This window comes from Mesorhizobium sp. WSM4809 (genome assembly GCF_055811655.1).
In genome coordinates, this window is record NZ_JBVVQW010000021.1 from 73,567 (window position 1) to 87,815 (window position 14,249).

The 14,249-nt window shown below is 61.7% G+C and carries 13 protein-coding genes; 7 read left to right on the forward strand and 6 right to left on the reverse strand.

What is annotated here, in order from left to right:
- Positions 1-31: 31 nt before the first annotated feature.
- Both AC0L24_RS30435 and AC0L24_RS30440 read left to right on the forward strand, forming a co-directional pair.
- Positions 32-175, forward strand: coding sequence for a hypothetical protein (locus AC0L24_RS30435; protein WP_164873702.1), 144 nt, complete (start codon positions 32-34; stop codon positions 173-175).
- Between the two features lie 131 nt (positions 176-306).
- Complete coding sequence (locus tag AC0L24_RS30440) at positions 307-456, forward strand: DUF3606 domain-containing protein (RefSeq protein WP_348629727.1); 150 nt, start codon at positions 307-309, stop codon at positions 454-456.
- A gap of 154 nt (positions 457-610) precedes the next feature.
- On the opposite strand, the gene AC0L24_RS30445 is transcribed toward AC0L24_RS30440, so the two are convergent.
- Together AC0L24_RS30445 and AC0L24_RS30450 are read right to left on the reverse strand one after the other, a co-directional pair.
- The gene (locus AC0L24_RS30445) at positions 611-913 is read right to left on the reverse strand and encodes a hypothetical protein (protein WP_245481911.1); all 303 of its coding nucleotides are present in this window, start codon (positions 911-913) and stop codon (positions 611-613) included.
- 876 nt (positions 914-1,789) lie between these two features.
- The gene (locus tag AC0L24_RS30450; RefSeq protein WP_127807846.1) at positions 1,790-2,596 is read right to left on the reverse strand and encodes a DUF2243 domain-containing protein; all 807 of its coding nucleotides are present in this window, start codon (positions 2,594-2,596) and stop codon (positions 1,790-1,792) included.
- A 332-nt stretch (positions 2,597-2,928) separates the two neighbouring features.
- Here AC0L24_RS30450 and ctaD point away from each other — a divergent pair, with 332 nt between their 5' ends.
- Entirely contained in the window at positions 2,929-4,587 is a 1,659-nt protein-coding gene (gene ctaD, locus AC0L24_RS30455) for a cytochrome c oxidase subunit I (RefSeq protein WP_127395292.1), read from the forward strand.
- Positions 4,588-4,664: 77 nt separating this feature from the next.
- On the opposite strand, the gene sdhD is transcribed toward ctaD, so the two are convergent.
- Positions 4,665-5,054 (reverse strand): succinate dehydrogenase, hydrophobic membrane anchor protein, encoded by a 390-nt coding sequence (gene sdhD, locus AC0L24_RS30460; protein WP_127395293.1) that lies wholly within the window; start codon positions 5,052-5,054, stop codon positions 4,665-4,667.
- A 659-nt stretch (positions 5,055-5,713) separates the two neighbouring features.
- On the opposite strand from sdhD, the gene cphA reads away from it, so the two are divergent.
- The 4 genes from cphA to AC0L24_RS30480 all read left to right on the forward strand — a co-directional run bounded on the left by cphA (position 5,714) and on the right by AC0L24_RS30480 (position 11,333).
- Positions 5,714-8,494, forward strand: coding sequence for a cyanophycin synthetase (gene cphA / locus AC0L24_RS30465; protein WP_292679198.1), 2,781 nt, complete (start codon positions 5,714-5,716; stop codon positions 8,492-8,494).
- Positions 8,494-9,396, forward strand: coding sequence for an isoaspartyl peptidase/L-asparaginase family protein (locus AC0L24_RS30470; RefSeq protein WP_127395295.1), 903 nt, complete (start codon positions 8,494-8,496; stop codon positions 9,394-9,396). Before cphA ends, AC0L24_RS30470 begins: the two co-directional genes overlap by 1 nt.
- A complete protein-coding gene (locus AC0L24_RS30475; RefSeq protein ID WP_127807844.1) occupies positions 9,393-10,217 on the forward strand; it encodes a cyanophycinase in 825 nt (274 codons plus the stop codon). The genes AC0L24_RS30470 and AC0L24_RS30475 overlap by 4 nt, the downstream gene beginning before the upstream one ends.
- 126 nt (positions 10,218-10,343) lie before the next feature.
- Positions 10,344-11,333 carry an alpha/beta fold hydrolase gene (locus AC0L24_RS30480; RefSeq protein WP_292336062.1) on the forward strand — a complete coding sequence of 330 codons (990 nt, stop codon included), beginning with the start codon at positions 10,344-10,346 and terminating at the stop codon, positions 11,331-11,333.
- Between the two features lie 307 nt (positions 11,334-11,640).
- On the opposite strand, the gene AC0L24_RS30485 is transcribed toward AC0L24_RS30480, so the two are convergent.
- The 3 genes from AC0L24_RS30485 to AC0L24_RS30495 all read right to left on the reverse strand — a co-directional run.
- Positions 11,641-12,123, reverse strand: a complete 483-nt coding sequence (locus AC0L24_RS30485) for a DUF2269 family protein (RefSeq protein WP_128362374.1) — start codon at positions 12,121-12,123, stop codon at positions 11,641-11,643.
- Complete coding sequence (locus AC0L24_RS30490) at positions 12,123-13,406, reverse strand: SDR family oxidoreductase (protein WP_127395298.1); 1,284 nt, start codon at positions 13,404-13,406, stop codon at positions 12,123-12,125. The genes AC0L24_RS30485 and AC0L24_RS30490 overlap by 1 nt, the downstream gene beginning before the upstream one ends.
- Positions 13,407-13,809: 403 nt before the next feature.
- On the reverse strand, positions 13,810-14,249 hold a 440-nt coding region (locus AC0L24_RS30495), incomplete at its 5' end, for an ATP-dependent Clp protease proteolytic subunit (protein WP_473564693.1).

Consider the following 14,249-nt stretch of genomic DNA (forward strand, 5'->3'; position numbering starts at 1 on the left):
GACAAACATCCCGAAACGCCAGGGAATCGCGATGGAGGCCGAAGTCGCCAGTGCCAAGCAACGCCTGGAACGGGCCGAGCTCGCGATTCAGCGCTCGAAAGAGATGGTGGCTCAAAACATTGAGCGTTCCGGCAGGATACGGCGTTTGGTCGAGGCCGCCATACAAGATCGATAGACTCCCGAGCAACAAAGGAACCCGTGCAGGCAGAATCAAGCCGGCGCAGGCCAACTCTGCGACAAGCGCTGGCCCGTCCTTACGTGGAACCCGGCGCTACTTTCGCTGTTCTCCTCTCAGGAGGAACAACCATGCCAGATGACAAAAGCAAGCGCGATTTTCGTGACCGCGACCGCGTATCGGGCGACGAGGAATACGAGGTCGGCTATCTCGCCAGCAAATCCCAGCTTACCATCCCTGAAGTCCGGGAACTTATCAAAAAGCACGGCAACGACCCGTGAGACGCTGGAGCGCGAAGCGAAAGCACCAGGCAGCTCGTATCGTGCGAAAGACCCGCCGTGCTGGCCTTGCACGACGGGCTATATGTGCGGCTACATCCTAGGAATCGACCGCTTGTACCAACCTGAGACAGGGGCAAAGGTTCCGAAAGCGCGCTCAGCAGCCGTCCGTGGTCTTTTTCATCTGGCCAGGAGCGGCCGAGTTAGCGTTTGTATCCTGCTGGCCTGGCGCGGCCTGGTTGGCGCTGCCAGTTTGCTGACCAGGAGCGCAGTCCTTGGCGGAGTTCGAGTTCGTTCCACTCGTGGTGGTCGAATCCGTGCCCTGGTCGGTCGTAGTGCTCGGCATGGTCTTGGTTGTCGTCGTGGATGACCCGCCAGTACCGGTGGTGTTGCTCGATTGGGCAAAGGCCAACCCAGTTGACAGTGCCACAATGGCGGACGCGAAAAGTAGCTGTTTCATGATCAACTCCATGTTTGAATGTCCCTGGGCACCTAACTTCGCATTGAAGCGGCGGTTCCAACGAATGGGGTCCGAGAATCGCCCAGCACATGACGCAAAAAGCCCGCCGGCCGGAGCCAGCGGGCAGTTCTCATGGGGGAAAGCACCGGGAGCAGTGCGACGACCAAAGTTCGACAGGGCAGTTTTGTTCCACCGTCAGTGAACTGGCTTCGAACTTTCCGACACCGATGCACTGACCGAGATCCTGGCAGAGCTGGCCCGTTCTGGGGCTGGCTCCCGTCTCGATCTGATATGCACGGTCTGCGATGCCAAAGGGCAGCGAAATCCAGCAATTCAGGGTAGCATTACGGGTTCCTGAGAACCGGGACGTGATGCTTCACCGGCCAACCTGCCATTGAAAAACCCGCCACTGAGGGAGCAGTAACGGGCCTTCCGGTGTTATCCACGGCCAGGGAAACCGAGAGCGATCCAAACTCATTTCGGAGCCATGTTGCAGTGGGTCCGCCCCTACTGGCGGGCAGAGGCGGACCCGGCCAAGGCTTGGGGCCTCGGCCCGGCAGCGGGGGACGCTGCCGCCGGTTCCAACCTGCCTCGACATATCAGGTTCCACTAATGCACTAAAAAGCCCGCCACCATTCAGCAGCGGGCTTCCAAGCTGCAATTCTCTTGATTAATCGATGATCCCGTAGACCCCGGATGAACTGGGCGATGCCGTCACCGACGACAGCCGCTCACTTTTGGTGAATGCGGGCTTCTGATAGCTCTTCTTCTTCGATCTAATTTGCCAATCCGCAATGTGCCACTCTTTGCCTTCGACCAGGCGTGGCAATCGGCCGACAAAAAGCCCGCCACCTTCCGGAAGCGGGCTAGGATGCCTCACTGCTGGCCGGAGCGACTGCTCGCACCAGCGGCATCGGTCCAGGCGAGGCATCCGGCAATGACAGGCGTTGTGCCGACGACCAGGGCGCCGCGCGCGTGCAGGGTCATCAACCCGCGCCATGAGACCCTATCGACCGCCCAGATGGTGCCGCTGGCGTCGACCCACTTGAGGTCGGTGTCGGCGGCTTGAACCGCCCGCATCATCGCGGCCGGTTCCATCCCAGCTCGAAAGACGATAACGGAAGTGGTGGCACCGTTGAAGAGCGGGCCGGCACCCGTAGTCAGTCCTGCAAGCAGGACGATGCTGGTCAGAGCCGCCGAGGCACCGCGTGCCGGTCTACCGCGGTTGGGCAGCACCAGCACCAACAGCAGCGGCACGATTCCGAAGATGACCAGCCACGCAATATCCCAGGCGAGCGGCATGTCGCTGTTCATCTTGATCCGATGCAGGCCGAGCAGCCAATGGAACACAATGGCGTCCACCAGATGCCAGAGGCCGAACCCGGTGAAGGCTAGCCGAAGGATCTCGGTCGTCGTTCCGGCCCGCCCGCCTGCTGCCCTCGCCGCCACCAGTAGCACCGTGCCGGCAACGGCGAACACGTACATGAACAAGTGGAAGAGGCCGTCGGCTATGATCTGGAAGCGCAGGTCGGAACCCGCCGGGTCGGCGAGGCCCGAGAGAAGATGATGCCATTGTAGAATCTGGTGCAGGACGATGCCGTCGAAGAAACCGCCCAGCGCGAAGCCGAGCAGAAGCCAGCCGACTCGCGTTCTTGGATCGAGTTTCGCGGTGATGGTGTCCATATCAGGACGACTCCGCCGAAGCCGGAGAGCCAAGTCTGGTTAGCAGCTCCAGGTGCATCGCCCTGTCCGCCGTCGGGTCGTGGAGATCATGACGGGCCTCGATCCAGAAGGCCGTAATCAGCCCGCCGACCACTGTCGTCAGAACCAAAGTCCCAGCAATGACTGCCAGCATGGAATGTCGATCCTTCAACCGCGCAGGGACAGGCCGCGCCCGACCCGAACCTCGGCTTCTGCCGTATGTTCCCTCGCGTCGGGCGTTCTGGGGAGGGAACAATCAACTGACATCATGGTTCGGATGCCCTGTTGGCGGATGGCTGAAGCGGAGAACGCTCATGAGTGAATATTCGGCGGCGGCTCCGAGCAGCCGCGACGACCACAAGCCGCGGGGCATCACCCGCTGGCTGTTTTCGACAAACCACAAGGATATCGGAACCCTCTACCTGATCTTCGCCTTCATCGCGGGGGTCATCGGCATGCTCTTGTCGGTGGGCATGCGAATTGAACTGCAGCAACCCGGGATCCAGCTTTTCCCCGGGTTGGCATCGATGATCTACGGCTACCAAGGCGACGCGGCCATAGATGCCGGCAAGCAACTTTATAACGTGTTCACCACGGCGCACGCGCTGATCATGATCTTCTTCACCGTCATGCCCGCACTGATCGGTGGTTTCGCCAACTGGATGGTTCCGATCATGATCGGCGCCCCGGACATGGCCTTCCCACGCATGAACAACATCTCGTTCTGGCTGCTGCCGCCGGCATTGATGCTGCTTCTATTGTCGATCTTCATGCCCAGTGTCCCCGGCGGCTACGGTCCCGGGACCGGCTGGTTCCTCTATCCGCCCCTTTCGACCTCCGGCCATCCCGGTCCTTCCGTCGATCTGGTCATTCTTTCTCTGCACATCGCGGGAGCCTCTTCGATACTCGGCGCCATCAATTTCATCACCACGATCTTCAATATGCGCGCGCCAGGGATGACGTTGCATAGAATGCCTCTGTTCGTGTGGTCGATCCTCATCACCGGATTCCTGCTGCTGCTGGCCCTGCCTGTCCTAGCAGGGGCCATTACAATGCTCCTGACCGATAGAAATTTTGGCACCACATTCTTCGCGCCGGACGGCGGCGGCGATCCTATCCTGTACCAGCATCTCTTCTGGTTTTTCGGCCATCCTGAAGTCTACATCATGATCTTGCCGGCCTTCGGCATCGTGAGCCAGGTGATCTCGACATTTTCGCGAAAGCCGATCTTCGGCTATCTGGGGATGGTCTATGCGATCGTCGCGATCGGGGCGATCGGTTTCGTCGTTTGGGCTCACCATATGTACACCAGCGGAATAGGGCTGGACACGCAGCGCTATTTCACCTTCGCCACGATGGTGATCGCGGTGCCGACTGGGATCAAGGTGTTCTCCTGGATCGCAACCATGTGGGGCGGTTCCCTTAGCTTGCGCACCCCGATGCTGTGGGCGCTCGGCTTCATATTCTTGTTCACTGTCGGAGGCGTGACCGGCGTACAGCTTGCGAACGCCAGCCTCGACCGGCAATTGCACGACACCTACTATGTCGTCGCACACTTCCACTACATTCTTTCGTTGGGCGCCATCTTCGGCATCTTCGCGGGCTGGTATTACTGGTTCCCGAAGATGACAGGATATTTGTACAATCCGGTTTTGGCTGGGATCCATTTCTGGACGACCTTCGTCGGTGTGAACCTCGTCTTCTTCCCCCACCACTTTCTCGGGATGGCCGGCATGCCGCGTCGCTATATCGACTATCCCGACGCTTTTGCCGGTTGGAACATGGTCTCCTCCTTTGGATCCTATCTGTCGGCCGCGAGTGTCCTGATTTTCCTTGCCAGCATCGTGGAGGCTTTCCACCGGCGAAGGGCCGCCGGCATGAACCCTTGGGGGCCGGGAGCCACCACGTTGGAATGGGAATTGACCTCTCCGCCGCCTTTCCATCAATGGGACAGGCTGCCGAAAATAGAATGAAGACGGCTCGCCGTGCGCGACAGACAACGGGATCGGCGCGCTGAGTTGGAACCGCGCCGCGCTGTTCGTGAATCCGCCTATCGGAAGCTGATCACCAGCACGGCGAAAAAGCTGGCGAGGGCTACTGCCCAGCAAAACAACCAGTTAGCGATCAGCAGGACAGATTTCAGCACGGTGGCGTGGCAGTAGTCTTCGATGATCGATTGCATGCCCAGCCGCATGTGGACGCAGTTCACCAGAATGAAGGTGATGAGGGCGGGTGCGACATAGACCGATCCGACTGCGCGGATGACGACATCTCGAGGCTCTCCGATCAGCCTTATAACGACCGCGACGATGTAAATGACGAGGATCAAAAGTGCAGCAGATGTCAGTCGTTCCAGCATGAACGTTTCGGTTCCGTGTTTCGCCGACCCAAGGCCCTGCACTCGAGCTAACGGAGTTCTGATCGAGTGTCTGTCAGCCATCTTGCTTCCCCTAACTCACCTGGTTCCTTTGCCCGTAACTCAAGCTGTTGCTGTCCAATGCTCGGGCTCGCGTCACGGATTGATAGTGGGCAAGCACGTTCTCCAGTTTGGCAAGGCGAGCTTTTTGGGCGGTTAGCTCGTATCCTGAACGCCATCGGATCTTGTTGGGTCTGCCAGCTGTCCACAACTCCTTTTCAAGGAGCGAGATGCTGAGGCGGACGGCGTCGATCTCTTTGACCAGCGCGCGACTCTGCATGGCGGTAGTTCCGGTGTGCAAGGTTGGCGCCAAACACAGTGCATTTGAAAATGTTCCCTGGTGGCCGTCCGGCGTTGAAAATTCAAACGCCTCGATGCTGCCCTCAAAGCGGTCGCCACGAGCCCAAGCCGGGCGCCCGGCACTCGGCAGCTGGGATCTCTGCGCAGTCCGGTAGGTCGGGGGTTGCCTTCAATGGGCCGCAGCGTGCCGTGCTACGCTTAGGAACAAGCAGGCGCAATGCATGGCCCGCCCCTTGCGGCGGGTAAGATGACCAGAATCTGTTCTTGGCCAACATATGTTAAAAGCCCTTTTTGTTTCTCGATCGGGCAAAAAGATTTGCGTTTCACAGCCGGGAACTTATCGATCCTCAAGAAGTTTGCGGGGCTAGTCAGGAGAACGGACTATGTCGGGCAACGAAATTCATCAAGACGCCGCGCGTTTTCGCACCAGCATCCGTGTCGTGGACGCCCGCGTGTTCCGCGGACCTCATCTTTACAGCATGACGCCAATGGTCCGGATCCAGATCGACCTCGGAGCCCTTGAAGCGTTCCCGACAGACAAGCTGCCCGGATTTACCGATGACATCGTTCGCCTGTTGCCCGGCCTTGCGGGCCATGGCTGCAGCTATGGCGTCGCCGGCGGGTTCGTCCGCCGTATGCAGGAAGGAACCTGGCTCGGCCACGTCGTGGAGCACGTCGCCCTGGAACTGCAGAGCATGCTGGGCCACCCGGTGACACGAGGAAAGACACGTTCGGTCAAAGGCAGTCCGGGCACTTACAACGTCATGTTCTCCTACAATGATGAGGTTGTGGGGCTGCTCGCCGGACGAGTTGCGCTCGAGTTGGTGGATAGTCTCCTGCCGGGCAATCTGCATGGCCTCGAGGGGCTCGACGAGATTGCCGAAATGGAAGGGCCATTCGATTTCGCGGTGAGGCTGCAGCAGCTCAAGGCTGGCGCCGCCGAGCGTGCCTTCGGCCCCACGACCGCCTCTCTGGTGCGCGAGGCCGAGAGACGGGGGATTCCCGCGGCGCGGCTCGATGACAGCAGCCTGGTGCTGCTCGGCCAAGGCAAGCATCAGAAGCGCATTCGCGCCAGTTGCACCGACCTCACTTCTGAGATCGCGACCGAAATCGCCTCCGACAAGGACCTGACAAAATTCCTGCTGCAGCAGGCCGGGCTGCCGGTCCCCAGCGGGGAACTGGTGCGATCGGCGCAGGACGCTGTCGCGGCAGCGGCACGGCTCGGATACCCTGTGGTCACCAAACCACTGGACGGCAATCATGGAAGCGGCGTCAACATCGGCCTCGCAACAGAGGACGAAGTCCGCTGGGGCTTCGAACAGGCGCGAGAACACAGTCGCAGCGTGATCGTCGAGCAGCACTTCGTCGGCTCGGACCACAGGATCCTGGTGATCGGAGGAAAGGTGGTGGCGCTTGCCGAGAGGGTCCCGGCACATGTCGTCGGCGATGGCCGGAGCTCTGTCGCCGAACTCGTCGAGCAGACGAACCGCGACCCGCGACGGGGAGAGGGCCATTCTTCGGTGCTGACCCGCATCGAGATCGACGAATGTGTCGAGCATTTCCTGTCAAAGTCGCAGCTCACGCTTTCGAGCGTTCCAGCGCCGGGTCAAATGGTGCTCCTGCGACCCACCGCTAATCTGTCGACCGGCGGGACGGCAACCGACCGGACTGATGAAATCCATCCGGAAAACGCGCTGATCGCCAGGCGGGCGGCACAGATCGTCGGTCTCGACATCGCGGGGATCGACTTCGTCTGTCCTGACATTTCGCGGCCGGTCAGCGAGACCAGCGGCGGCATCATAGAGGTGAATGCCGGTCCCGGGTTTCGCATGCATCTCGAACCGTCCTCGGGCCGCGCCCGCAATGTCGCACGGCCGGTGCTCGATCTGCTCTTCAAGGGTGGCAAGGACGGCCGCATTCCAATCTTCGCGATCACAGGGACAAACGGCAAGTCGACCACCGCCAGAATGCTGTCGCACATTCTGCATGCGAATGGTGCAACGGTCGGGCTCACCTCGACCACCGGCGTCTACCTGAACGGCGAGCGGATCATGACAGGCGATTGCTCGGGTCCGCAAAGCGCCAGGATCGTGCTGCGCGAGCCAGGTGTCGATGTCGCTGTGCTGGAATGTGCACGCGGCGGCATGCTGCGCGAAGGCCTTGCATTCGACGCGTGCGACATTGGCGCGGTGCTGAACGTCCATGGCGATCATCTGGGGCTGAGAGGCATCGACACTATCGAGGACCTGGCGGAAGTGAAGTCGGTGGTCGTCGAGTCGGTCCGCCGCAGCGGGTGGAGCATCCTCAACGCCGACGACATTCACACCTCCGCGATGTCGCGCGACGCCGGGGGCAGGATCTGCTACTTCTCGCTGGCGAACAGGAGCGACTGGCCCGATTTCCTGCGCAGCCACGTGGCGGAAGGCGGCCGCGCCGTGACGCGGGAGCGCAGCAGGGACGGTTGGGACATCGTCATCCACGAGGATGGGGAGTCGATGTTCCTGATGGACGTCGACGAAATTCCCGCGACCTTCGAGGGGTCCGCTGAATTCAACGTCGCCAACAGCTTGGCGGCCGTTGCGATGGCACATTGCCACGACGTACCTGCGGCAACTATCCGCGCTGCATTGACCGAGTTCACCACCTCGTTCGAGCATTCTCCCGGTCGCCTCAACGTCTTCGACGGGCATGGTTTCCGCACGATCGTTGACTACGCGCACAATCCCGAGGGGTTGAAGGCGCTGGGAAAACTCGTTTCCCATATGAAGCGCGGGTATCAGCGCACGATCGGCCTTGTCGCCATACCGGGCGACCGCCGCGATTGCGACATACGCGAGATGGGGGCGGTGGCTTCGCGAATATTCGACGTCATCGTCTTCAAGGAGGATGAACATGAACTGCGCGGCCGAGCCCCCGGAACGATCGCCGGCTTGCTGCGGGAAGGCGCCTTGAACGCCGGCTGCGCTCCAGGGCGCATACAAGCCGTCTGTCCCGAAAAAGAGGCTGTCGAAGTGTGTCTCCAGCTTGCTCGGGAGAAAGACCTTGTCGTGCTCACCGTCGACGACGTCGAGGCGGTCTGGAGCCAGGTGACCGGGTTTGAGGGCGCAGCACCTTCTCGGCGAGGGCCCGATCAGAGCCATATTCGCCATCTGAGGGCTGGCTGATGTGGTCGCTCATCCTGCACGGCGGCGCCAAGGAGATCGATCCAGAAGAGGAGGAGGCGCATCGCAACGGGTGCATCAAGGCGCTTGAGGCCGGTCGCGCCGTCCTGGCCGGCGGCGGAACTGCAGTCGATGCGGTGGAAGCCGCCGGTCGTGTCCTCGAGACGGACCCGACGTTCAATGCAGGATATGGCAGTGCCCTCAATTCGGACGGCGAGGTCGAAATGTGCGCAGGCGTCATGGAGGGCAGGGACTTCAATGTGGGCGCCGTGGCTGTGATCAAGGGCGTGCGCCATCCCATCAGTGTCGCCAAGGCCATGCTCCATGAGGAGCCAATCCTGCTGGCGTCGGACGGCGCCAGGCGTTTCGCCGCCGATAAACAACTGGAGCTTTGCGATCCGGCTGACTTGGTCACGCCGCAACAACGCGATTTCGCCAGCAAGTCGGAGGCGAAGGATACAATCGGTGTCGTTGCCCTTGACCAGTATGGGGATCTCGCCGTGGGCACTTCCACCGGGGGACTGGACGGCAGCGCTCCGGGCCGAGTGGGCGATTCTCCTCAACCCGGTTGCGGCTACTACGCCGACAACCAATTGGGCGCCGTGGCCTTTTCGGGAGACGGCGAGCATATCGCGCGAAAGGCTCTCGCCGCTCGGGTCATGCAGGCGCTTTCCGCGCGGCGCGCACTTTCCGCCGGACGGGCAGCTATGGCGGGCGTGGAGGAGGTGCTGGAGCCCTCCCTCAGGGAGGTTGAGGCGATCGGCGGTGAAGCGGGAGCCATCGTGCTTACCCCAACCGGGAAGTCCGGGTGGGCGCACAACAGCCGGGAGTTCGCAGTCGCGTTCATGACCAGCGAGGACAACCATCGGCATGTCTTCCTGCGCAAGAAAGACGAGGGCAGATGACCGGCAAGAAGAAAAGGCGCCCCTCCAATGGCAAAGCCGGAACGCTTGTCATCATCGGTGGCCACGAGGACCATGACGGCGATCGCGTCATATTGAAGGAGGTCGCCAGCCTGGTTCCGAACGGCCGCCTGGTGCTTGCCACCATCGCGTCGCATGAGCCGGATGGCTATCTCGAGAAGTATCAGAAGTCCTTCGGCGAGTTGGGCATCAAGGAAGTCGTCGAGCTCTACGTCAACGACCGTCTCGAGGCGGCTCATGAAAAAAAAATAAGCGCGCTCGCAAACGTGAGCGCTGTGTTCTTCTCCGGTGGCGACCAGCTCCGCATCACCAGCCAGATCGGCGACACCCCCATCGACGAGCGGGTGCACGAAATCTATGAAGCCGGAGGCATAATTGCCGGCACCTCCGCGGGCGCGTCGGTCATGAGCGATACCATGATGGTGAAGGGGCCGAACGCTGCGTCCTTTCGGATCGGCCATATTCGCATGGCGCCGGGGTTGGGCCTGCTGCCGAATGTCATCATCGACCAGCACTTTGCGGAGCGAGGCCGCATCGGGCGGCTCATCGGAGCGGTGTCGCAGAACCCACGGGTCCTGGGCATCGGCATTGATGAAGACACGGCGATCGTGGTGAATGGCGAGATGTTCAAGGTCATCGGCAGCGGCGCTGTCTATCTGGTTGATGCAGCCGGCGTCACGCATTCCAACATCGCGGAAGGTGAACCTGATGCCGCCCTTTCCATCCATGATTTGAGGGTTCACGTGCTGAGCTCCGGTGATGCCTTCGATCTCGCGATGCGACGCCCGGTCGGGGTTCCGTGAGGCTTTGACACCCGGATGGCAAAGATACGGCGGGACAGGCTAACCGAGTTGGCGACGCCGATGCCGATGCGCAACCGCGACGCGCTCAACGGTGGGCCACCGTGCAGACCCAGCGCAGGAGTCAGTATGTTTTCGAACCGGATAAAACTCGCCACACTGTTTGCGGCTGCCGCCCTGTCGCTGGCGGCATACAATAACGCACGCGCCAGGAAGGCCTTGGCTCCCCGTTCGATGGAACGCACTCCGAGGATCGATGGGGTGGACTTGAGCATCCTTGAGAAAGGCAGCGGGCCTCCTTTGCTCCTGTTGCATGGCAATGGCTCGGTTGCGGAGGATTTTGCGATCAGCGGCGTGCTCGACCTGGCGAGTGCCAAGCATCGGGTCCTCGCCTTCGACCGGCCAGGCTTCGGCGGAAGCTCGCGGCCGGCTCGAAAGCGATGGTCGGCGTGCGAGCAGGCCGATCTCTTCCACGAGGCCGCCGCCAAACTAGGCATTCACAAATACCTCGTGCTCGGACATTCCTGGGGCGCTTGGATCGCGCTGGAGATGGCCCGCAGGCACGCTCCCTCGGTCGCCGGCCTGGTCCTCGTCTCTGGATATTACTATCCTTCACCGAGGCTGGATCTCGCTCTTGCAGCACTACCGACCGTACCGCTGATGGGCTCGGCATTCCGTCACACCTTGCTGCCGCTCGCAGTAAGGCTCGGCTGGCCGTCGACCATGCGAAAGATATTCCGGCCTGGGCCGATCTCGAACGTTTTTTCGGTGAGCACAAAGGAGGTCGCCAGCCGCCCCTCTCAGTTGCGCTCAGTCTGTGTGGAGACAGCCCTGATGCTCGGCGCGGCGCTGTTCACGAAGCCTTGCTATCGGGACATCGACGTGCCTACCGGAATCGTCGCTGGAGCAGGGGACAGGCTGTTCGACGCTCGGCGTGAAGCGGAACGCTTGCATGCCGAAATTTATGGATCACTGATAGAAATAATCCCGAATTCCGGGCACATGGCTCACCACAGTGACCCGCAGGCGGTGCTCCGAATGATCGACAAGGTCACCTGTATGCCTCGTCCACCAAAAGACGGAGGCAGCAGCGACGCGCTCTCGCCAGCTGCGCGCTGACATCATCGATCAGGGCAGCCTGCGGTTTGTCGTGTTGGCAGGGCAGGGCAGGGGTACTTGCGCGGAGCCGGTTCGCCGGGTGCCCGCAGGCTGAGAGCCTACAAAAGATTCCGATTTCTCCCGACACCAACCCGCCGAACCGCCTCATGAAGCGCCACAGAGGTGCTCGGGCGATGAGCGGGGACCTGTGCAACCATTGCCACCCGAATGCAAGAACGGAACGAGGCAGTCTGCGGCTGGCGTCCATCGCCGCCCAACTTGCTAGGCGCAACGTTGCAGACCGTGACGAGGGAGACGAAGTCCGGTGCTACAAGGCGAACCAATCGATCGAAGGTCGCGAAATCATCAGCCAGAAGATGGCGAGCACAGCCCCGAAAGCAGGAAAGCCGAACGCGAACCAGAGCCGAAACAAGGTGTTATAGCGCTGTGGTGGAGGTTGCTTCGCTGCCGCGGCCTGCAGGGCGAGATTGCGCATCTCGATCTGCATCCACACGACTGGAAGCCAGAACAGGCCGGTGATGAGGTAGAGCAGGATCGAAAGCACAATCCACCCCTCGGTCAGCGAATAGCCGGAATGCCAGGCGAGGAACGCGCCGGTGACAGGTTGGGCGACGACGGCGGTTGCAGTGAACATGAAATCGGCGATCACGACGATGCGTGCGACCGCCGCGATGGTTGCCGAATTTGCGGTCCGATGGGCGAGCAGCATGAAGAAGGCGATGCCGGCGCCGGTGCCCAGCAGCACCGCTGCGCCGACGACATGCAGGAACTTGAGCATGAAGTAGATCATCAGCGTTCCTCCAGGACCGCCAGCGCGACAAAATGCAGAACAATGATCGGCAGGATCTTCAAGAAAGGGCCGAGCGGCTCGTTCCACAGCTCGGGCCGCAGCATGGTCCCCGCGATCGCATAGAAAAGAGCCACCGCGATCGCCCCGAACAGACCCAGCCGACTGGTCGGTCGCCAGGCGATCAACGCGCCGACCGCCATGTCGGCCAGCGCTCCGGCGATGACCGCCGGTTCCGCCAGCGGACCGATGGCAGTGCCTACCAGCAAGTCGACCCCGCGGCGCCAGCCAGTGGTCAGGGAAATGACACCCGTCATGATCCAGAAGAAGGGCAGGACAGTAAAGATCGCCGGCTTGACGAAATAGAGACGGGCGAACCATCGCTCCTGCACCGTCGCGGGATTGAGCTTTAGCGCTGCTTCGAGGCTGGATGGTTGGATGCCTGTCGCTGCGATCCACGGGTGCGGGTCGCCGACAGCGCCCCGCACGATTTCCTTGGCCGCATTGCTGCGCATCGGCGGGCGCCAGCCGAGCAGAGCCGTCGCATCGCCGATCCGGTACAGGCCGGCCGCGACGCTTCCGGGCAGAGTGAACTCTCCAGCCGGTCTCGACCCGAGCCAGCAGCGGTAGAGGCCAACCACCTTGCTCATCGGCAGCGCTTCAGGTCCGGCAAGGTCAAGCGCGATGCTCGATGCGCTATCGGGCCGGAGAAAATGCAGGACAGTGGCGATCACGTCGTCCAACTGTACGACCTGAAGCCGACCCGTGCTGGGCATCACCGGCAACAGCGGCAATGCGGCCAGTCCGCGAAACAGCGCACTGGCGCCGAACGCCGGCCGGCCCAGCACGACCGACGGGCGCAGGATGACCCAGTCCAAATCGCGCGCCATCAACGCCTGGTCGCCAGCCAGCTTGGTGGCCGAGAAGGCGGACGGCTGCAGCCGATCGACCCCGATTGCCGAGAAGTGAATGACTTTTCTCACGCCCGCCTGCTCACAGGCGGCAAAGAGTGCCGATGCGCCGCCCGCATGCACACCGCCAGTGCTTTCTTGCGTGCTGTCCTGCAGCACGCCGGCGCAGTTAACGACCGCATCGATACCTATCAGATGCGGGCTCCAGTCCTGCGTCCGCGCCTTTGCCATGTCGAGCAAGACAGGCGGCAAGCCTGTGAAGGGCGCGGTGCCGGCACGATGCAGCACGCGAACGATTTCATATCCATCGGCGGCCAGGCGCGCGCAAAGCGAAGTTCCGATCAGACCCGACGCGCCGGTGACGAGAACCCTCATCCCGCGTGCCCTAACTGGGACGGCAGGCGCGCCTCGACCTGTCTGGACGCGGAGCCGGACGACGCCACAAAGCTGTCTTCGCAGCCCGGCCACTCGATCGGGTGGTCCGAGACCTGGTCGCCCAGGTGAGGGCTGATTGAAGCAAGCGTCCGCGCGGCGCTGGAAGCAACTGCGCCCAGAGCTCCCATCATTGTTCGCGCGGCCTTGTCCTGGAGCAAAGGCGCCGAGCGCGGACTCGGGTTGGTTGTTCCTCTGGTGCCCATCATCGGGTGCTCATCCTAAGCTGCCACGCTGTTCCTGCAAAACTTTGCTCGGCAAGTCTGAAAACTGTCAAGTCTGAAGGGTGGCAAGTCCGAGTTGGCAAAGCCAAACGGTTCGGGCTTTGCACAACCGACCAATCGGCCTAGCCAAGCACTTCGGCGACGAGCCCCAACCGACACGCGTCCTCGGCATGGATATAGCAATTGTTGGTGGCGCGTTGGTAGAGTTCTTCGGCGGTCAGCGAGCTTCCGTTGACCAGTTCCCTGAAGCCTTCCATTTCGAGCTGCTCGGCGGTTTCGAGCAAGGCGAGTTCTTCGCGCACGATCTGGATGCAGGACCGCATCGGGCCGTTGAGCGCCAGGCTTGTGTCCATGCGCCGCTCATGCACGAGCAGAACCGCGTCTTCCGTCAGGAAGCGGCAATGCCGGTCGAACGCCGCAAAGATGGTCACTCCCGCCGAGTAGACCTGCGTCTTGCCGACACAATAGGCGCGTCGCCCTGAATGCAGGCGGAACAGGCGGATTTCGAGCGCGATGCGACGCGCGGCATCGGCATCGCCGCCGCTGGTGTTCAACTCCATCA

Bases quoted from the DNA above. Each gene is read 5' to 3' on its own strand.
- AC0L24_RS30435 (WP_164873702.1), top strand. From the start codon at position 32: ATGGAGGCCGAAGTCGCCAGTGCCAAGCAACGCCTGGAACGGGCCGAG.
- AC0L24_RS30440 (WP_348629727.1), top strand. From the start codon at position 307: ATGCCAGATGACAAAAGCAAGCGCGATTTTCGTGACCGCGACCGCGTA.
- AC0L24_RS30445 (WP_245481911.1), bottom strand. From the start codon at position 913: ATGAAACAGCTACTTTTCGCGTCCGCCATTGTGGCACTGTCAACTGGG.
- AC0L24_RS30450 (WP_127807846.1), bottom strand. From the start codon at position 2,596: ATGGACACCATCACCGCGAAACTCGATCCAAGAACGCGAGTCGGCTGG.
- ctaD (WP_127395292.1), top strand. From the start codon at position 2,929: ATGAGTGAATATTCGGCGGCGGCTCCGAGCAGCCGCGACGACCACAAG.
- sdhD (WP_127395293.1), bottom strand. From the start codon at position 5,054: ATGGCTGACAGACACTCGATCAGAACTCCGTTAGCTCGAGTGCAGGGC.
- cphA (WP_292679198.1), top strand. From the start codon at position 5,714: ATGTCGGGCAACGAAATTCATCAAGACGCCGCGCGTTTTCGCACCAGC.
- AC0L24_RS30470 (WP_127395295.1), top strand. From the start codon at position 8,494: ATGTGGTCGCTCATCCTGCACGGCGGCGCCAAGGAGATCGATCCAGAA.
- AC0L24_RS30475 (WP_127807844.1), top strand. From the start codon at position 9,393: ATGACCGGCAAGAAGAAAAGGCGCCCCTCCAATGGCAAAGCCGGAACG.
- AC0L24_RS30480 (WP_292336062.1), top strand. From the start codon at position 10,344: ATGTTTTCGAACCGGATAAAACTCGCCACACTGTTTGCGGCTGCCGCC.
- AC0L24_RS30485 (WP_128362374.1), bottom strand. From the start codon at position 12,123: ATGATCTACTTCATGCTCAAGTTCCTGCATGTCGTCGGCGCAGCGGTG.
- AC0L24_RS30490 (WP_127395298.1), bottom strand. From the start codon at position 13,406: ATGAGGGTTCTCGTCACCGGCGCGTCGGGTCTGATCGGAACTTCGCTT.